Origin of the sequence: Roseateles chitinivorans, assembly GCF_050632145.1 — a bacterium.
GTDB lineage: Bacteria > Pseudomonadota > Gammaproteobacteria > Burkholderiales > Burkholderiaceae_C > Roseateles > Roseateles chitinivorans_B.
On record NZ_CP192577.1, the window covers coordinates 591,981 to 610,767 of the forward strand.

The following is an 18,787-nucleotide window of genomic DNA, read 5'->3' on the forward strand; positions in this document are numbered from 1 at the left end:
CGCGGCACGGCCACAATCCGACCGATGCCCGCCCCCTCGTTCAGCCAGTCCGTCGCGGAGCGCCTCCAGGTGAGACGCCTGGTGGTCTTCGGCCCGTTCCTGGCACTGGGGCTGGTGCTGGTCGTGCTGTGGGCGCTGGTGCTGTGGTTCGCGCTGCTCTATCCGAAATCGCTGGTCGAGGATTTGCAGGACGACCTGCACGGCATCGCGCTCAACGCGACCCAGGACACGGAACAGCTGCTGCGCGAGACCGAGGGCAGCCTGCGCACCCTCGACCTGCTGCTGCTCACCCGCAGGAGCGAGCGCCAGGACCTCGACGCCACCGTGTCCCTGCTGGCCGACTCGCTGCGCGACAACTCGCGCGGGATCACCGACGTGATGCTCGCCAGCGCCGACGGCCGCTTGTGGCGCATCCCGTCGGTCACCGGCGAACCCTATGTCGACCTCGGCCCGAAGAGCTTCCTGTCCGAGCTCGGCCGCCCCGGCGCGCCGAGCATCGTCCTCGGCGCGCCCCTCCGGTTGCGGCCGGGTGCCCACCTCGTGCTACCGATGGCCACGCGCCTGAGCGCGCCGACCGGCCCGTTCACCGCGACGGTCGGCTTCATCGACCTCGACGCGCTGCTGCGTCTGTACCGCACGCGGTCGATGCGCTCGGGCATGGCGGTGCTGCTGGAGCGCGACGACGGCGTCGCGATGGCGCGCTGGCCCGAAGTGCCCGGCCTCGTCGGCACCAACATGCGGCAGGTCCCCGGCGGCGAGGTGCTCCCGCCGAGCCCGCCGGCCAGCGGCCAGTTCATGGTGACGCAGAGCCCCGCCGACGGACGCGACCGCATCGTGTCCTACCGCGTGCTGCAGGACTACCCGCTGCGCCTGTTCGTGTCCTTCGAACGCGACCGCATCCTGGCCGGCTACCTGCAGCAGCGGCGCGCGGTGCTGGGGTTCTCGCTCCTGGTCACCGTGATCGCCGTCGGCCTGATGGCCTGGTTCACGCGGCTACAGCAGCGCGCCCGGCTGCGCGAGGCCGAACGCGAGGCCACCGCCGACGCCTCGCCGATGGGGCTCTTCCGCTGCGACCTCCAGGGCCGCACCGTGTATGCCAACGAGACCTACCTCCGCCTGCTGGAGGTCGACCGGCAGCACCTGGCCTGGGGCTGGCTGGACCGCCTGCCGGCATCGGAGCGAGAGTCGACCCGCGAGCAGTGGGCCGCGCTGGTCGCGGTCGGCGAGCCGGTGGACCGCGTGCGGCAGCTGACGCGCCGCGACGGCACGGAGATGCTGGTGCGGCTGCGCATGCGGCCGATGCGTCTGGGCGGGCGCATCGTCGCGCACGCCGGCACCATCGCCGACATCAGCGCCCAGCTCGCCGCCCGCCGTGAACGCGAACGCAACCAGGCCGTCATGAGCGCGATGGCGCAGAGCGTCAACGTCATGATGCTGGCGGTCGACACCGACGAACGCGTGCTGTTCTGCAACAAGGCCTTCGAGCGCCGCTTCGACATCCCGGAGAAGTCCTGGCTGGGCAGCCTCGCCGCCGATGTCTTCGGCGACCTGTACCCGGCCGTGCACCCACTGATCGAGCGCGCGTTCGCGGGCGAGACCAGCGTCGTCGAGATGCGCGACGACGACGGCACCAGCCGCCCGATGCCGCTGGACGGCGACGATCGCGGCGGGACGCGCTACGTCGAGCTGACCTACGCGCCGCTGGTCACCGACGACGGCACCATCATCGGCGCCTACGGCGTCGCGCGCGACGTCACCGACGTCAAGCAGGAACAGATGCGGCTGCTGAAGGCCTCCAACACGGACCCGCTCACCGAGCTGCTCAACCGCGCGGGGTTCGCGTCGCAGGTCAACGCCGCGCTCGGCCGCGCCACCGACCGCGACGAACTGGTCGCGCTGCTGTACCTCGACCTCGACCGCTTCAAACCCGTCAATGACGAGTACGGCCATCCCGTCGGCGATGCGCTGCTCAAGGCCGTCGCCGGCAGACTCCGGCATGCGCTGCGTCCCCAGGACCTGGTCGCGCGCATCGGCGGGGATGAGTTCGCCGTGTTCCTCACCCACGTCGCGAAACCGGTCGACGCGCAGGTCGTCGCAGACAAGCTGGTGCACGCACTGACCATGCCGTTCCGCATCGGTGCGCTCGAACTCCACATCGGCACCAGCGTCGGGTTCTGCGTCCAATGGGCCAGGCAGGCCGATATCGATGCGCTCGTCACTCAGGCGGATGAGCAGCTCTATCGCGCCAAACGCGCGGGGCGAGGCCGATCGAGCGGGAGCCTTTGTGCGGAACGGAAGTCTGCGCAGTCGCAGTCGCCGTCGCCATCGCAGTCGGACTCCGCATGGCCAGGCGCGGGCACTCCACGGGGCATGGGGGATCCCTCCAGGACCCCCAAGCCCCATTCCGGCCCCACCGAGATCGGTTGACGCCGTCAGGTCCGGGAGCGGCGGACTGCGTTGGGATGGGGGACGGCTGACTGCGTTGCCGGCGCGCGCGAGAGGCGCGGTCAGCCGCAGTTGCCGAAGTCGCCCGGACTGCGGCCGTCCAATGACGCGGTCGGCGTCAACGGGCCGTGCTTCAGGCGCATCAGCGTCATCTGCAGGACCTTGGCATCGGCACTCGCACGATGACGCCGCAGCTTCGCCTCCGCCCGGACCTCCTGCTGGACCGCATTCCAGCGCCCGGCCTCCTCTTCGCTGAGCAGGCGGCGCAGATCCTCGATCCGGAAACGCGGCAGGCGGCCGACACTGTCGAACAGCTTGCTCATCCACGGGTAATCGTGACCCCAGCTGTCCGAGTAGACCGTCTGGCCCGCCAGGCGCCTGTTGAGCTCATCGACGACCCATTCACGCGGGCGTCCATGACGCAGCAGGAGCTCGCGGGTGATGCCGTGCAGCGCTTCGGCCTGCTCGTCCCAGTGCTCCCACTCGGGCGCAGGCTGGATCAACGAGCAGAACGGCAGGCCGCCCGCCTCGACGAAACCGATCTCGATCGGGTAGCTGCCCCGCCCGAAACCGGACGCCTCCAGGTCGAGGATGGTCGGCGCGAGGACCGGCGAGGCGACGGGCAGGACGGCAACGCTCATGGCCGCGAGTATGCAAGCCCCGGGCCAGCTGCGGGAGCCGCCCCTCCTCAGATCAGGGGACGGCGGGCGTCGCCGAATGCAGGGCGGTGGACGCCGTGCCGGACGCGGTCGCCACCGGCTTGGGCGGCTGCCCGGCCGCATCGCCGTCGCCGCTGTCGCCCCGGTCCCGGCCCTGACGACGCTGCAGTTCGTGCCAGCCGTCCAGGCCGCCGTCCAGCGCCAGCACCCTCGGGTGACCGCGCTTGAGGAGTTCGTGTGCGCCCTGGATCGCGGAGACCTCGTTCGGGCAGTTGCAGTAGAGGACCAGCAGGCGGTCGTCGGGCAGTTGCGCCGCGTACTCCGGCAGGCGGGTCAGCGGGATGTTGAGCGCGCCCGGCAGCGTGCGCGGATCGGCGGCCCGGCCGGGATCGCTGCGCACATCGATGAAGAGCGGCGCCATGTCCTGCTCGCAGAGCGCGGCGGCGTCCTCGACGCTGATGCGCTCGACCTCGCCCTGCAGCTTCGCCATCTGGCGGCGGCGCCGCCAGCGGTTGCCGATCAGGAGCGCGAGCACCGCGACGATCGCGGCCACCGCGAAGATGCCGGCGTTGGAGAGGAAGTCCAGCACGTCCTGGATCTGGTCGCTGAAGATCAGTCCGAGGCCGAGGAAACACGCCGTCCAGACCAGGCCGGCGACGGCGTCGTAGGCGATGAAGCGCCGCCAGCCCATGCCGAGCGCACCGGCCATGGGCGCCGCGACGACCGAGATGCCGGGCAGGAACTTCGCCGCCAGCAGCGAGCTGCCGCCCCAGCGCGCGATGAGGCTTTCGCTCTGCCGGACGCAGACGTCGGGCGAGAGCGAGACGCGGCACAACAGGCGCAGCACCCGGTGGCCGTAGCTGCGGCCGGCGATGAACCAGATCGCGTCGCCCAGGACGTTGGCGAGCACCGCCGCCACGACCAGCGACAGCGACGACAGCCGCCCCGCGGCGGCCAGTCCGCCCGCCACCACCAGCAGCGGCGCGGCCGGCACGGGCGCACCGATGCGCGCGGCCAGCGTCACGAGGAAGACGAGCAGGAAGTCGTGTTGGATCAGCAGGTCGATCAGGGCGCGCATGCGACGCATTGTCGCGGCTGCGGAGGACACCCATCGGCGGTGGGGCGATTCATCCCACCGTCCAGGACCCCCGTCAGGACACCAGCCGGGGCGCCTTGGGCCGGGCGACGAAGGCGAACTGCACCCACTTCGTCTCCTCGAGCTGCCGCCCGAAGAGCCGGAAGGCCAGCCGGCGCTTGAGCGAGGAGGTGTACCACTGCTCGTTGATGCCCTGGACGCTGAGCACCTCGTAGCCGCACTCGTCGAACATGCGCAGCGCGCTGGTGCGGGTGAAGAAGCGCAGGTGCGTCCGGTCGCGGACGCCGCAGGGCTCGTAGCGGAAGTCCCGGTCGTGGACGAGCGGCCAGATCGTGTCCAGGTGCAGCAGGTTGGGCAGCGAGACCAGCACGACGCCGCCCGGGGCGAGCAGCGGCGCGGCATGGTTGAGCGCGGCCCACGGATCGGGCATGTGCTCGAGCACGTCGTTGAAGGAGATGACGTCGAAGTGGGACTCGGGCAGCGTCAGGGACGGGCCGAAGAACCCCTGCATGACCCGGTCCAGGTGCGCGGCGGCACGCTCCGCGGCGCCGGCATCGGGTTCGACGCCCCAGACCTCGGTCCCGGGATGGGCCAGCTTGACGGCCTCTCCGAAGGCCCCGGTGTTGCAGCCCACGTCCAGCAGCCGCCGGCACTCCTTCGGCAGGAAGGCCAGCATCTCGCGGCGCGCCGAGTGCGGATAGTCGAATCGGGCCAGGGGACTGGCGGTACGGAGAGCGGGCATGGATACCTCCTCGGCGCCCGCCACGAGCACCGCGACGGTGCGCGAAGCATAGTCAGGAGCGGTGCCCCTCGACATCCTTCTCTTTCGGGACAGGGAAGTCCCGACGGCACCGCCCCGGCAAGGACGCTCAGAAGGAGGTCCAGTCGTCGTCGCCGGCCAGCACCGGCTCGGCGACCGGACGGGCAGGCGCCGCGACCGGACGGACGACCTGCAGATCCGGCGTCGGTGCCGAGCGGCGCTTCGGGGCGGTCGTGGCCGCGACCACGCGAACGCTGGGTCGGGCGCCGCCGGCGCCGCCGGTCGCGGTGGTCGTCACCGTGGCCTGCGCCGGCACGGCCCGCGGCGACGTCGTCCTCGGCGGCGTCGCCGCCCGCGCGGCGACCTGGATGTCGGGCCGCGGGGCGGATCGCAGGGCGGGCGCGGCGGAAGCGGTTGAAGCGACCGGCACCGCACGCCGCTCGTCGCCACCGATGTGGAAGACCGCCACGGCGCCGACCATGTCGGCGGCCTGCCGCTTCATGCTGTCCGCCGCAGCGGCGCTCTCCTGGACCAGCGAGGCGTTCTGCTGCGTGGCGCGGTCCATCTGGGTGATGGCATCGCCGACCTGGCTGACGCCGGTGCTCTGCTCGACGCTGGCGGCGCTGATCTCGCCGACGATGTCGGAGACGCGGCGGATCGCGCCGACGACCTCGGTCATCGTCGCGCCGGCCTGGTCGACCAGACCGGTGCCCTGCTCGACGCGGGCGACGCTATCGCCGATGAGCTGCTTGATCTCCTTGGCCGCACCGGCGGAACGGCTGGCCAGGCTGCGCACCTCGGAGGCCACGACGGCGAAGCCGCGCCCCTGTTCGCCGGCACGTGCGGCTTCGACCGCCGCGTTCAGCGCCAGGATGTTGGTCTGGAACGCGATGCCGTCGATGACGCCGATGATGTCGGCGATACGGCGGCTGCTGTCGTTGATGCCGCGCATGGTCTCCACGACCTGCCCGACCACCTCCCCGCCGCGGACCGCGACCTCGCTGGCGTTGCGCGCGAGCTGGTTGGCCTGCTGGGCGTTGTCGGCGTTCTGGCGCACGGTCGCGCTGAGCTCTTCCATCGAGGCGGCGGTCTCTTCGATCGCGGCGGCCTGTTCCTCGGTGCGCGCCGACAGGTCGTTGTTGCCCTGGGCGATCTGGGCGCTGGCCATGGCGATCTGGTCGGCCGACCCGCGCACCTGGCCGATCAGCGTGACCAGCTGCGACTGCATCACGCCCATCGAAGCCAGCACGCTGTCGGCGGGCGCCGACGCGGCGCCTTCGACGGGACGCAGGTCACCGTCGGCGATGCGGTGGGCGGCGTCGGCGAGTTCCGCCGGTTCGGTGCCGAGCGCCGTCATCAGGCGACGGGTGATCAGCCAGCCGAGCGCGACAGCGATGCCGACGGCCGCCAGGCTGATCAGGGACATCCACCAGCGCTGCGCCTGGTACTGGGCGGTGGAGGCGGTGGCCACCTCGTCGCCGCCCTTGGCGGCGTACTCCATGTAGTCGCGCGCGGACTGGAGCAGGGCCGCCAGCAGCGGCCGGCAATCCTTGGTCATGGCGGCCATCGCCTCGTCGCGCTTGCCGGCGGCGGCGAGCTCGACGATGTGGGCGGCCACCGGCCCATATTTGCCTTCGACCTCGACGATGCGGGCGAGCAGTTCCCGCTCACGGGGCGTGGCGTCAGGCGCGGCAGCCACGGCCTCGCTCAGCTTCTTCAGGTGCTGGCCGATCGCGGCGTGCGCGTCGAGCGCCATCTTCTTCGACGCCTCGACGTCGGCGGCGTCCTGGACGATGACCATGTCGCGCACGCCGATGGCGCGGCGGTTGGCGTCGATGCGGACGTCGACGGCCATCGACTCCCGTTCATTGATGCCGTGGACGAAACCGCTGAAGCGGGCATCCGCGGCAGCCAGATCGCGCAGGGCGACGACGCTGACCAGCACCACCGCGGCGACCAGCGCGGCGAAGGCGAACATCAGCTGCTTCTTGACCGAAAGAGCATTCATGACCAGTCCCTGGAAAGCGTCGAAACGGCCGAAATGCTACTTTTGAAACTCGTGCCTCGAATGTGTCACTCCCCCGTGCCGTGACACAGTGCGGGATCGGTTTTCCTCCCCCGCATTCGCGGGGAGGACGACCGTGATGGGGGTCACGGGTCGCGTGCATCCCCTATGGCAGCGGGGGACTTCCCGCCTTCGCCGAACACCGGTCCGACCGCCGGATGACCGTTCCGATGGAACAACCGGGCCGGCTGAGCGGTCGGGTGGACGATGACTGCGCGCATCGATCGATGACAGGCGTGTGTCAAAGAGGCCGTCAGGGGCACCCTGCTCGGGCGGTGCCGCGCGGGGCCGGTGCCTCCTAGCATCGCGTGAATTTTTCACACGAGACACCCGTTGCCATGGCCCACCTCCTGTCCCGCCGTTCCGCTCCCGACCTGCGCCGCGCGCCGGTGTTCCGCCTGAGCGGACTGGCGCTTGCCGCGCTGCTGCTGCAGGCCGGCTCGGCCGGCGCCGCGTCCTTCGACCTCTGCGGCGCGTTCACGGCTGCGCAGACGCTGGGCAGCGGGAACGGCCAGACCGGCGCGCTGTGCGCGACCGGCACGCTCACGGTGGGCGGCTCGACGGTCGCGGTGACGGTCAGCGGCAACAACGCGACGCTCAACAACCTAGGCACCATCGTGCAGACAGGCACGGGCCGCGTGATCCGCGACAACACCGGCGTGCAGAACCTGATCATCGTCAACGGCAGCGCGACCAACAGCACCGCGCTGATGCGCGCGCAGGACGCGGACCTGATCCAGATGAACAAGTCGCCCGCGAGCGTCACGCTGACCAACTGGGGCAGCATGATCTCCACGAACGCCTCGGGGGCGGCAACCAGGTGGTCGACTTCAACGCGATCGCCTCGGGCAGCAACGTCGTCAACAACCAGGCCGGCGCGCTGATGCTGGCCTACGAGGCGGACGCGGTCCGTCCGGGCGCCAACGGCATCGTCAACAACGCCGGCACCATCCGATCGATCACGACGACAGGCTCCAGCAGCGACGGCGTCGACTTCCAGGGCAACAGCGGCATCACCTTCAACAACCTGTCGGGCGGCCTGCTCGAAGGCGGCCGCCACGGCGTGACCGGCGGCCCGGACACGGCGATCGCCTGGACCGGCGCCATCAACAACGCGGCCGGCGCGACGATCCGCGGCATGAACGGCTCGGGTCTGAACTTCGACGGCTTCAATTCGCTGCAGGTGATCACGGTCCGCAACGCGGGGCTGATCACCGGCAACGGCGTGACCGGCGACGGGGACGGCGTCGACGTGGACGGCCCGGTGGACCTGATCAACAGCGGCACGATCCGCTCGATCAACGCGTTCTCGCCGGTGGGCAGCGGGCTGGCGTTCAGCGAGGGCCTGTCGGTCGGCGGCGGCACGATCCGCAACACCGGTCTGATCGAAGGACTGGTCGCGGTCGGCAACACCAACGCGGTGGGTCGCGGGATCTCGCTGGTCGGCAACGACATCACCAGCGGCCCGAACGCCGGTCAGCGCGAGGCGCTCTATTCGAACGCGACGGTGATCAACGGCGCCGGCGGCGTGATCCGCGGCGACAGTGATTCGGCGATCTACATCGGCGGCCTGGGCGGCAGCGGCAAGCTGGTCCGCATCGACAACCAGGCCGGCGGCACCATCGTCGGCGGCGGGACGGCGGCGGCGATCCGCTCGGCCTCGGACTACGACACGACGGTGATCAACGCCGGCCGCATCGACGGCAGCGCGAGCGGCGTGGCGATCGACCTCGGCGCGGGCCGCAGCACGCTGGTGGTCAGCGGCGGCCAGGCGGTGATCCTGGGCGACGTGCGGGGCGCCAGCGCCGCGGGCTCGGCGACGGTCCGCTTCGAGGTCGGCAACGGCCACCAGTTCAGCTACGCGGGCGCGTTCAGCGACGTCAACCGGATGCAGGTCGAGAGCGGCCGCGTCGTGCTGACCGGCCAGAGCCAGCACATCGGCACCGTGACGCTGGACGGCGGCGTGCTCGAGTTGCAGGGCGACCAGCGCCTGGGCGCGGCCGGCGCGCTCGAGGTGAACGGCGGCACGCTGAAGGTGACCGGCGGCAACCAGAGCTTCGCGAGCCTGTCGCTGCTGGGCAGCGGCACGTTCGAACTCGACGGCGCGGGATTGAGCTTCACCTCGGTGGGCGGCGTGGTCGCGGGCAGCGTGCTCACGGTGACGCAACTCGGCGCCGGCTACGCGCTGCGCTTCGCCGGCGACCTGTCGCATGACGCGAGCTTCCTGAACCTCGTCGCCGCGACCAAGGTCAACGGCCTGGCGGCGACCTACAGCTTCAGCAACGGCTTCACGACGCTGAGCGCGGTCCCGGAACCGTCGACCTACGCGCTGCTGCTCGCTGGCATCGCGATGCTGGGATGGCGCCTGCGCAAGCGCGGCGCTGCCGTCTGACCGCACCGCGGTTCACTCGTCACGCTCGCGCCTCTTTCCCCTCTCCCGCTTGCGGGAGAGGGGGGTGAGGGCCAGCGGCGTAGGCAGGCAGCGGCTTCCTGCGCGCTGAGCCACGCCGGCAGTCGCGACCCGTCAGCGCATCGCCACCGGCGACCAGAAGATGTAGTCCGCCTGGTAGTCGACGACCTGCTTCTGCCCCACGCCTGCGGCGTCGCAAGCCGTCTGCGGCGCGACGCCGCCCTTGGTGGCCACGCGCTGGATGTGGCTGACGCCCTGCATGGCACCCATGCCGACGGCCGGATTGGCCTTCACCAGCTGCAGCGGGATGCTGCCGACCGCCGCAGGCGCCACCGCCACCTGTGTGCCGGTGACCTTGGAGCCGTCGCGGGCTTCCCAGGTCGCCGGCGGGCCGTAGTACTTGCCGACCAGGGTGCCGCGCCTGTCGTTCAAGGCCGCGTCCGGACCGACGAACACCCACTCGAACTGGCCCGCCATGTCCTTCTTCGCGCGGCATTCGTAGGTGATCTTGCCGACGCCGACGGTCTCCATCGACACCTTGTGGCCGTCCGGCACCTGCACGGCGGCGGGCAGAGCGGCCTGTGAGAACGCCGGGGCGGTCGACGACGGGCCTGTCATGGCGCAGGCGCCCAGCAACGCGACGGGCGCCAGCAGGGCGAGAGCGGACTTCGGAACGGACTTCGTGCGGGGGGACAAGGCGGTCATCGCAGCTCCTCGGGGGTTGGCGGCGAGGCCCAAGCGCCCCACCGATGACGCTGTACGCAAACGCCGTCTTAACGGATTCGTTTTCCGTGAAAAAAGCGGCGCGGAAGGTTCGCGGGCGGGTCTGCGCTACGATCAGCCGATAGACCGTGAGCCTGTCATCCCGAAGTCTTCGCTTCGCTCTCCTGTCGGAAGCCGTGCAAGTCCTCGCCTTGATTGCTTGGCGAATCTGTTCGCTCCGCATGTCGCGGGGCGGGATCGGAGGAGGAGCACCATGCCTGTCCCACAAACCCTCGACGAGCTCCGTGCTTCGTTGCGGCAGAGTGTCGATGCGCTCCAGCGGCGTCAGGCCAACGAGATTCCGGAAAAGCTGATCGACCGCCTGGTCGACCTGGACTGGCTGGAATGGCATGGCGGCGGCCTTCGATTGACCACCACCGGGACCAACGTCCACCGCCAGGAACTGGCCCGGATTCGCGCAATGGCGGAAACGTCAGGCTCATCGATCACCCCCAACCTATCGGAGGCCGATATCGCTACCCCCAACTACTCATACGAAAAACGCCAACGCGAGCTGGCCAAGAAAAAGAAGAAGGAAGAGAAGGCCTATCGCAAGGCCAGCGGCGCGGGCTCGGATGCCCCTGCGGATGAGCCGAATGCCCAAGGCGCACCGGCTGGCGGCGACGCCCCCGCGGAAGACAAGGCCCCGGGCCAGGCCTGACCTCGGGCCTGACCTCAGGCCTGACGCCGGGCATCAAGCCGGACATCACGCCGGGCATGGCGCCCGGCGGGGCGGTCACCCGCACTGCCCCACGAACCCGCACGCGGTGCAGAACTCGCACCCGTCGCGGTGGATGAGCGTGGCGTTGCCGCACTCGGGACACTTCTTGCCGGCCATCGCCACGATGCCGCCGGCTTCCGAGGCGGCGCGCGCCGACCCCGTGGCCGCTCCCGCAGCCTTCAGCGGCGCCTGCTGCATCAGCCCCATGTCGACGAGCGGATAACCGCTCTCGTCCAGCACCCCCAGCATCGCGTAGCGGTGGATGACCAGACGCGCGACATACGCGACCGTCGACGGCCACACCTGCTGCCGTCTTCCCCCGACAACGTCGGCACCGGCGCCATGAAGTGGCCCAGCGGCTCGCCGACGTTGAGCAGCTTGCGCAGCTTCATGCCGATCCAGCCCGGGTCGAGCACCCGCATGTCCAGCGACAGCAGGCGCGCCAGCCCGTCCAGCGCCTTCGGATAGTTGCCTGAGAAGCCCATCGCGCAGGGTCGCGTGACGCTGCCGCCGTCGGGCGTGGGCAGGCTGACTTCCTTGAGCGTCAGCGTGAACAGCTCGCCGGTGGCGGGGTTGTCGACGTCGACCGCCCACGCGAGCGTGCCGGCCGTGCCGGTGCGCGGCTCCTCGCGCGAGAACATCGCGTCGAGCACGGGTGTCGGGCCGCCTTCCTGCAACGCGCCGAGCTGCTCGCAACGCCAGCGGATCACCGCGGCGGTCGCCGCGACCACGCCCGGGAACAGCCGCGCCTCGCCGAGCGGCGGCATCGGCATTTCAAACGCGCGTTCCTCGGCGACGGTCGCGAGCGCGTCGAGCTTCAGCCGCAGCCAGGCCGCGTCGTTGGCGCGCAGGTCCATCGACAGCGTCTTGGCCATCGCGCCAAGACCGCGCGGCTGTTCCGCGCCGTTGACCCAGACCTCGAACGGCAGCGTGCGTCCGAACAGGCCCGCGTCCGGCCCCTCCGCCGGCAGCTCGCCGACGAAGAGCGCGAAGTCGCCATGCGGGTGGCGGATCATGGTCGACCATGCGGGATTGCCGCCGGGCATCTCGGGCCGACTCGGCCAGCGCAGGGAGGCGAGCACCGGCTTGGGCAGACGTTCGACGCGCAGGCGCTGGTTGGGGCCGATGTCGGCCTTCAGCGGCTCGGGCTTGGCGATCGGCTCCACGCTGAGCACCGCGCCGAGCACGCTGTTCGGGCGGTAGGTCGCCAGGCCCTTCAGCCCGCTCTTCCAGGCCAGCCGGTAGAGGTCCTGGAAGTCGCCATACGGATAGTCCGCCGGGACGTTGACGGTCTTGGAGATCGAGGTGTCGACGTAGGGCGCGACGGCCGCGACCATGGCCTCGTGGTCCGACGCCTGCAGCTCGAGCGCGGTGACGAAGGCCTCGGTCAGCGGCGCGTCGGCGCCGAACAGGTGGCGGTAGAGCCGCCAGGCGTGGTCCTCGACGGCGTACTCCTTGAAGGAGTTGTCGGGCATGCGCTTCCTGCGGGTGTAGCTCCACGAGAACGCGGGCTCGATGCCGTTGCTGGCGTTGTCGGCGAAGGCCAGCGAGATCGTGCCGGTCGGCGCGATCGACAGCAGGTGCGAGTTGCGCAGGCCCTGCGCGCGGATCTTGTCCTTCAGCCACGGCGGCAGCCGCGAGGCAAAGTTGCCGCCCGACAGGTAGAGATCGGCGTTGAAGAGCGGGAACGCGCCCCGCTCGACGGCGAGGTCGGCCGACGCCTCGTAGGCGGCGTCGCGCATGATCTCGCTGATGCGGCGCGCCATCGCGCGGGCAGGCTCGCCGTCGTAGCGCAGGCCGAGCATCACCAGCGTGTCGCCGAGGCCGGTGAAGCCCAGCCCCACGCGCCGCTTGTTGGCGGCCTCGCGCGCCTGCTGCGGCAGCGGCCACGGCGTCACGTCGAGCACGTTGTCGAGCATGCGGGTGGCGGTCCTGCAGATGTCGGCGAACTCCGCCTCGTCGAACGAGGCCTTCGCCACGAACGCGTCCTCGACGAAGACCGTCAGGTCGATCGAGCCGAGGCAGCAGCAGCCGTAGGAGGGGAGCGGCTGCTCGGCGCAGTTGTGGACCATCAGGCCGTTGGCATCAAACGCATGGACGTGCTCGACCGTCACGTCGTAGACGGGCTCAACGCCATCGGGCTCGACCGACGCCACGGTCGCTACGAAGCGCTCGCGATTGGGCTTGCGCTTCTGGGCGACCAAAAGCTGCGCCAACCGTTCCGCCTTCGCTGTGTCCGCAAATCCGATGCGATCCTCGAAAACCTGCAGGTTGTCGAGCGCAATCACCAGGTCATGCGCCGCCTGATGCGGGTATTCGCGGGACCCGCCTTTGCCGTCAGGCAGAACGCGCATCCCGGCACTCCGACGATTCATATAGATCGTGCTGACCACTCCGAAGCGCTGGAGCATTCGTTGCACTGCCTGGAGCACTGAGAGATCGACTTGAGTCAGTCGAACGCTGACGCCCTTCTCCTGATTGCCCTGTACAGAGCCGTCGGCGTCAAACAACCCGCTCAGGAATGCGGCCTGAAACGCTGATGACGCGCGCTCCATGGTCGGCGTGATCCGCTTGCCACCGGGCCCGCATCGCATGCCGAGTTCAAACGCCAGGTCGCGCAACGGCGCGGAGGCCAAACGCATCTGACCTTGCGCTGCGATGGGGCGTTGCCATCCCCGAAAGTCGGCCCGATGGGGCAAGCAAGCAATGGCCGCCGAGATGGCCGTGGCGATGCCCTCCGCCGAATGCTGGAGTGGTGCGCCGTTGACCGCCTGATGAAACTCCGGCGCCCATACAGACAGCACTGCCTTGGACTCCGTCAGCCAGCCGTCGCCAAGCAGCGCTCCGATGAGGTATCCCTGCTCTGCGGTGTAGTCGCCACCCCAACCTTCGAACAAACGATGCTCATGGAGGACCACCTCATCCCCTGGCTGCAGAGCTCCGGCGGCAACCCAATCGGTTTCGGTCACGTGGCGGGACCGCTTGAGGACTCTCCTCACGAGGTGGTTGTCGGTCAGTCGCAACGACTGCCCTTCCTTCATCTTCAGGCGCAACACGGGTTTCGTTCCCGTGGGGAAGAACCCGGCCGACTCCGTCCGGTAGGCCTTGCCGTCGACCATCGCCAGGAACGGCGTCCCGATCAGGTCGCCGACCTGTCGCGGGCCGTCCCCGGTCAACACCCAGGTGTCGGCCGTCACACACGGATTCGTCGCGCTGATCGACTCGCAGTAATGCAGGTTGTTGTCCGCGTTGATCCGGTCCAGGAACAGCACCCCCGGCTCCGCGTGGTCGTAGGTGGAGCGCATGACCTGGTCCCACAGCTTGCGCGCCCGCATCCGGCGGTAGACCCACTGTCCGTCCGCGCGCTGCGTCGCGCCGGCCGCGCGCTGCTTGTCGCCCGGCGCCGCCTTGTGCACGAGCTCGATGTCCGAGTCCGCCTCCACCGCCTCCATGAACGCGTCCGTCACGCCGACCGAGATGTTGAAGTTCTTCAGGTCGCCCTGGTCCTTGGCGTGGATGAACGCCTCGATGTCCGGATGGTCGCAGCGCAGCACGCCCATCTGCGCGCCACGACGCGAGCCGGCCGATTCCACCGTCTCGCAGCTGCGGTCGAAGACCCGCATGTAGCTCACCGGCCCCGATGCGCTCGACTGCGTCGACTTCACGTACGCGCCCTGGGGCCGGATCCGGGAGAAGTCGTAGCCGACCCCGCCGCCGCGACGCATCGTCTCGGCCGCCTCGGTCAGCGCCGTGTAGATGCCGGGATGGCCGTCCTCCTCCTCGGCGATCGCGTCGCCGACCGGTTGGACGAAGCAATTGATCAAGGTCGCCGACAGCCCCGTCCCCGCCGCCGACGCGATCCGCCCCGCCGGCACGAAACCGCGCCGCTGCGCTTCCAGGAACTTCGCTTCCCAGTGCGCGCGCTGCTCGGGCGACTCCGCCGCCGCCAGCGCCCGCGCCACCCGCGCCCTCACTTCCTCGAGGCTGCGCTCGCCGCCCTTGGCGTATTTCTCCAGCAGCACCTCGGCGCTGATGTCCTGGGGCGGCAGCGTGTCGGCGGTGGCCTGCAGCGGCCGCTGCGACGAGGCCGCAGGCGCGGACGGGGGAACGGTCTTCTGGGTCATGCGGGGATCTCCGTCAACGGGGCGCGGACCATCCTAGTCCCGCCCCTTCGCGACCCGTGTCCCCGATCCACGAAAGCGTCATGGCTTCGGCAGGAGGCCGTCATCCGATCCACCTGTCGCCCATCCCCCGGTCACCGTCGCCGAGCGCTCATCGGCTCGTCACCAACCTGGCGTCGGCGTGTCCACCGGTAAGCACGCACTTGCGGCCCACACACCATTTGATGCGAGTGCAACGGCGTTTCCCCGGGTTGGCCCCATAGATTGGTCGTATAGCGGACGCTATTCTTTTCAGTTATGACTCCCGATAAGGTCTTGCGCTCCAGCCCCAATACGTTGGGCGATCTGGAACAAGGCTGCGCCGAGGCCCGCCGTCTGATCCTGGACAGCCAACTCGATGCAGCCCGTTCCCGTCTGGACGAGCTGCGCAAGATCCACGGCGACAACCACGCGCCGATCCAGGAAACCTTCAGCGCCCTGGCCGAGGCGCACGGCGACTTCAGCGTCGCCCTCGCCCATTTCAAGCGATTCCATCTGCTGGCGATCGAGTCCGGCGCGTCCTCGCCGCTGGCCTCGCGCGATCAGTTGCTGGCCCGGCTCGTCGAGCGCCAGCAGCAGAACTCCCCGGACATGGCCTGGTGCCTGGTGGCGCTGGGCGCGGCGCGTGCGCCCGCCGGCGCGCTGCCCCACATGCTGCGTCAGCAGTGCCGCGCGCAGGACGTGCTCGCGCTCGGACAGGGCGAGGCGATGCTGATGCTGCTGCACGACGTGGACCTGCCCACCGGCCGCAAGGTCTGCGAGCGCTTCCGCGCGGTGTGGATGCAGCAGCAGCCGACCGCCGGTCCACTGAGCATGGGCCTCACGGCCTGGCGCGGTCCGGGCGACACCGGCAGCGGCCTGCTCGGCCGCGCCGAGCAGGCGCTCGCGCGCAGCCAGCGCGAAGGTGCGCCGCTGCGCACCGGCTGAGCAGGCTGAAGGGGCCGCAACCCGGCCGGCCCCGCGTGGACGCCGCCACTGGCGGCCTACCGTCCTGCGATCTCAGAACGGATTGATCGTCTTCTCGCGCCGGTAGTGGACGTAGCCGACGCTCGCTCCAGCGCGCAGACCCACGCCCAGCCGGATCGGCGCCAGCGTGACGCCGTCGGCGCGCTGGTAGTTCACGCCCGCGCCGCCGATGTAGTACAGGCTGCCGTCCACGCCGGGGAAGCGGCGGTAGATGTCGCTCGTCTTCGGGAGCTTGTAGACCAGCGTGAACACCTTCGAGGCATTGCCGCCGACGTCGAACCCGACCGACGGCCCCGCCCAGTAGACGTTGGCGCTGCCGCCGCGCTTCATGATCAGCTGGCCCTCGCCGTAGCGCAGGCCCACGGTCAGGGCGCCGCTGGCTTCCTGGCCCTTGATGTAGGCGTTCGGGCGCCCCTGGTCCTTGAAGGCCTTCTCGATCACCTTGGCCAGGCCTTCGGTCGTCTCGCCGAAGAACTCCGTCGCCGCATGCACGACCGAGTCCTGGTCGTAGGTGTCGTCCTCGCCGTCGGCCGCCAGCGCTGGCAGCACGGCCAGTCCGGGCGGCAGCACCAGCCCCGCGGCGGCATAGCGGCCCAGCCGCCCCAGCGCGTCGCGGCGCGCGCGCATCGTCGGCGCCTCGCTGAGATCGATCAGTCCCTCGGTCGGCATGTCATGACGGTTCATGTGAATCTCCGGGTAAGTCTGGATGGCGTGGGGTTCTGGCGTCGCCCGCGCCAGGCCAGGTCGGATGGCAAAAGAGTGCCCGCCCTGCGAACCGATGGATGCTACCCGTCGTCGTGACAAACGGTGTGCGCAGCGCGGCGGCGCGCCGATACACTCCTCTTTACGCCGCCGCGAGGGAACCGGTTTCCAGAACAAGACCGCGGCAATGCATGCAACAGCAGTCGTGACAAGAGTGCATCAAGGAGGACATGCGGTGAGTGATCTGCCCCGTCTGGCGCGAGCGCTGGAGTACCTGGACATGGCGTCGGCGCTTTACGTGGGCGGCGGCGCGGACCATTCCGCGCAGCTGCTGGCGGCCGCCGGTGAGCGCCTGCTGGGCGACCTCGCCCGCCTGATCCAGTCCCCCGAGCACGGCCATGAGGTCCAGCAGCTGCTGGGCCGGCTCACCCAGGCCCACGTGCCCTCGCAGGTGCCGGAGGTGGGCGGCCACCAGCAGTCGCGCCAGCTCCAGGCGATGCTCTCCCGCGCCGAGACGCCCGAGTCGACCGAGCTCCGCCAGGCCACCTCCGCGCTGCTGCGCGCCTCGTGGTACCTGCTGGAGACGATGGGCCTGGAACCGCTGGCGCCCTCGCGCCTGCACCAGGCGATCGAGAAGAGCACCATCTACGCCGAGCTCTGAGCGCCGGCCCACTCGCGAGCCCACCATGAGCGCCGAACGCCGTCACTTCTCCCGCATCGCCTTCGCCGGCCCGGCGCAGCTGGTGACGGTCGATCAACGCCTGCCGGTGCAGGTGCTGGACCTGTCGCTCAAGGGCGCGCTGCTGCTGCTGCCGCCCGGATCGGGCGTCGAGCCCGGCGCGCTGTGCCTGCTGGACCTGCCGCTGGCGCCGCATGACGGCCGCATCACGATGGCCGCGCAACTGGCGCACGTCGAGGGCGATCGCGCCGGCCTGCTCTGCCTGGGCATCGACATCGAGAGCATCACCCACCTGCGCCGCGTCATCGAGTTGAACCTCGGCGACGCCACGCTGGTCGAGCGCGACCTCAAGGCGCTCGTCGCGTCCTGACGCACGAAGCGATCAGCGGGACTTCGACGGCCGCTGGCCCTCACCCCCACCCTCTCCCGCAAGCGGGCGAGGGAGCACGACCGAGTCACCCGCCGATCATTCGGCGATGAACTTCCTCAGCACCGCGAAGGCCGCGACCGGATCGTCGCGCCACGCGCCATGCCCGACGCCCGGGAATCGCGCCAGCTGACGCCATGGCGGCGGCAGCGCGTCGTGGATCTCCAGCGCGTCCTCGAGCGGGCAGACCGGATCGTCCTCGCCGACCATCACCAGCACCGGACACTGCGCCTTCTCCAGCCCCTTGAGGAGGCCGAGGTCCTGCTTCTCGCCGCTGACGAAGTGCAGCAGGATGTCCAGGTTCACCAGCGTGCGACCGCCCGCCTCGGGATCGGCCGCCGGCTGCGTGTTGTAGAGGTGGCGGACGCCGGCCCAGTAGGCCTCGAAGGTCTCGCGCGTCGGGCGGCTCCAGAAGGCCTCGGCCAATGCACGGGCCTCGGGGCCGCCACGCCGCTCGAAGGCGTCGAGCTTGCGCGCCAGGCCCATGTGGTGCGACGTGCTCGACAGGATCACCTTCGAGGCGTGGCCCGGATGCCGCGCGATGTAGCGCTGCGCGACGAAGCCGCCGAAGGACTGGCCCAGCACGATCGGCTGCTCGATGCCCAGCGCGTCGCTGAGGCGGACGATGTCGTCGGCCCACATGTCCAGCGTCCACTCGGAAGACGGACGCGGATCGCTGCGGCCATGGCCGCGGTGGTCGTAGTAGACGATCTGCGCCAGGTCCGCGAGCTGGCTGAACGCCGGCTTAAACGCCGCGTGGTCGAAACCCGGCCCGCCATGCATGCAGATCAGCGTCGGCTTCTCCCGCATCCGCGCCCCGTCCGGCACCAGGCCGGGCCCCTCGACGTCCACGAACAGGCGGACGCCGTTTCCGATATGGATCTTCATGGGCGGCGAGTATGCCGCTTCCGTGCTGCGCCTGTGCCGCATCCGCC

General features: G+C 70.1%; 16 protein-coding genes. 7 read left to right on the forward strand and 9 right to left on the reverse strand.

What is annotated here, in order from left to right; all coding sequences use genetic code 11:
* The first annotated feature begins 24 nt into the window (after window positions 1-24).
* Entirely contained in the window at window positions 25-2,427 is a 2,403-nt protein-coding gene (locus tag ACQ86G_RS02730) for a diguanylate cyclase domain-containing protein (RefSeq protein ID WP_431259204.1), read from the forward strand.
* Window positions 2,428-2,507: 80 nt separating this feature from the next.
* Here the strand turns inward: ACQ86G_RS02730 and ACQ86G_RS02735 are convergent, their stop codons facing one another.
* From ACQ86G_RS02735 to ACQ86G_RS02750, 4 genes are all read right to left on the reverse strand, one after another.
* Entirely contained in the window at window positions 2,508-3,086 is a 579-nt protein-coding gene (locus ACQ86G_RS02735; RefSeq protein ID WP_431259205.1) for a 3'-5' exonuclease, read from the reverse strand.
* A gap of 52 nt (window positions 3,087-3,138) precedes the next feature.
* Window positions 3,139-4,182, reverse strand: coding sequence for a VTT domain-containing protein (locus tag ACQ86G_RS02740; RefSeq protein ID WP_431259206.1), 1,044 nt, complete (start codon window positions 4,180-4,182; stop codon window positions 3,139-3,141).
* 73 nt (window positions 4,183-4,255) lie between these two features.
* The gene (locus ACQ86G_RS02745; RefSeq protein WP_431259207.1) at window positions 4,256-4,942 is read right to left on the reverse strand and encodes a class I SAM-dependent methyltransferase; all 687 of its coding nucleotides are present in this window, start codon (window positions 4,940-4,942) and stop codon (window positions 4,256-4,258) included.
* 127 nt (window positions 4,943-5,069) lie between these two features.
* The gene (locus ACQ86G_RS02750; protein WP_431261319.1) at window positions 5,070-6,974 is read right to left on the reverse strand and encodes a methyl-accepting chemotaxis protein; all 1,905 of its coding nucleotides are present in this window, start codon (window positions 6,972-6,974) and stop codon (window positions 5,070-5,072) included.
* A 389-nt stretch (window positions 6,975-7,363) separates the two neighbouring features.
* Here ACQ86G_RS02750 and ACQ86G_RS02755 point away from each other — a divergent pair, with 389 nt between their 5' ends.
* Both ACQ86G_RS02755 and ACQ86G_RS02760 read left to right on the forward strand, forming a co-directional pair.
* Entirely contained in the window at window positions 7,364-7,909 is a 546-nt protein-coding gene (locus ACQ86G_RS02755) for a hypothetical protein (protein ID WP_431259208.1), read from the forward strand.
* Window positions 7,846-9,417: a PEP-CTERM sorting domain-containing protein gene (locus ACQ86G_RS02760; RefSeq protein ID WP_431259209.1), complete on the forward strand. Its 1,572-nt coding sequence runs from the start codon at window positions 7,846-7,848 to the stop codon at window positions 9,415-9,417. Before ACQ86G_RS02755 ends, ACQ86G_RS02760 begins: the two co-directional genes overlap by 64 nt.
* A 132-nt stretch (window positions 9,418-9,549) precedes the next feature.
* Here ACQ86G_RS02760 and ACQ86G_RS02765 read toward each other — a convergent pair whose 3' ends face one another.
* A complete protein-coding gene (locus ACQ86G_RS02765) occupies window positions 9,550-10,140 on the reverse strand; it encodes a DUF3455 domain-containing protein (RefSeq protein ID WP_431259210.1) in 591 nt (196 codons plus the stop codon).
* Between the two features lie 529 nt (window positions 10,141-10,669).
* Between ACQ86G_RS02765 and ACQ86G_RS02770 the strand changes: the two genes are divergently transcribed.
* Window positions 10,670-10,858, forward strand: coding sequence for a hypothetical protein (locus ACQ86G_RS02770; RefSeq protein ID WP_431261320.1), 189 nt, complete (start codon window positions 10,670-10,672; stop codon window positions 10,856-10,858).
* Between the two features lie 75 nt (window positions 10,859-10,933).
* On the opposite strand, the gene ACQ86G_RS02775 is transcribed toward ACQ86G_RS02770, so the two are convergent.
* The gene (locus ACQ86G_RS02775) at window positions 10,934-11,158 is read right to left on the reverse strand and encodes a hypothetical protein (protein ID WP_431259211.1); all 225 of its coding nucleotides are present in this window, start codon (window positions 11,156-11,158) and stop codon (window positions 10,934-10,936) included.
* Window positions 11,116-15,042 carry an LAGLIDADG family homing endonuclease gene (locus ACQ86G_RS02780; protein ID WP_431259212.1) on the reverse strand — a complete coding sequence of 1,309 codons (3,927 nt, stop codon included), beginning with the start codon at window positions 15,040-15,042 and terminating at the stop codon, window positions 11,116-11,118. Before ACQ86G_RS02780 ends, ACQ86G_RS02775 begins: the two co-directional genes overlap by 43 nt.
* 294 nt (window positions 15,043-15,336) lie before the next feature.
* On the opposite strand from ACQ86G_RS02780, the gene ACQ86G_RS02785 reads away from it, so the two are divergent.
* Complete coding sequence (locus ACQ86G_RS02785) at window positions 15,337-16,005, forward strand: GGDEF domain-containing protein (RefSeq protein WP_431259213.1); 669 nt, start codon at window positions 15,337-15,339, stop codon at window positions 16,003-16,005.
* A gap of 72 nt (window positions 16,006-16,077) precedes the next feature.
* Here ACQ86G_RS02785 and ACQ86G_RS02790 read toward each other — a convergent pair whose 3' ends face one another.
* Window positions 16,078-16,728, reverse strand: a complete 651-nt coding sequence (locus ACQ86G_RS02790; protein WP_431259214.1) for a DUF1134 domain-containing protein — start codon at window positions 16,726-16,728, stop codon at window positions 16,078-16,080.
* A 253-nt stretch (window positions 16,729-16,981) separates the two neighbouring features.
* Here ACQ86G_RS02790 and ACQ86G_RS02795 point away from each other — a divergent pair, with 253 nt between their 5' ends.
* Complete coding sequence (locus ACQ86G_RS02795) at window positions 16,982-17,407, forward strand: hypothetical protein (protein WP_431259215.1); 426 nt, start codon at window positions 16,982-16,984, stop codon at window positions 17,405-17,407.
* Window positions 17,408-17,432: 25 nt separating this feature from the next.
* Window positions 17,433-17,795, forward strand: coding sequence for a PilZ domain-containing protein (locus ACQ86G_RS02800; RefSeq protein WP_431259216.1), 363 nt, complete (start codon window positions 17,433-17,435; stop codon window positions 17,793-17,795).
* Window positions 17,796-17,891: 96 nt separating this feature from the next.
* On the opposite strand, the gene ACQ86G_RS02805 is transcribed toward ACQ86G_RS02800, so the two are convergent.
* Window positions 17,892-18,740 (reverse strand): alpha/beta fold hydrolase, encoded by an 849-nt coding sequence (locus ACQ86G_RS02805; RefSeq protein ID WP_431259217.1) that lies wholly within the window; start codon window positions 18,738-18,740, stop codon window positions 17,892-17,894.
* Between the last annotated feature and the right edge of the window lie 47 nt (window positions 18,741-18,787).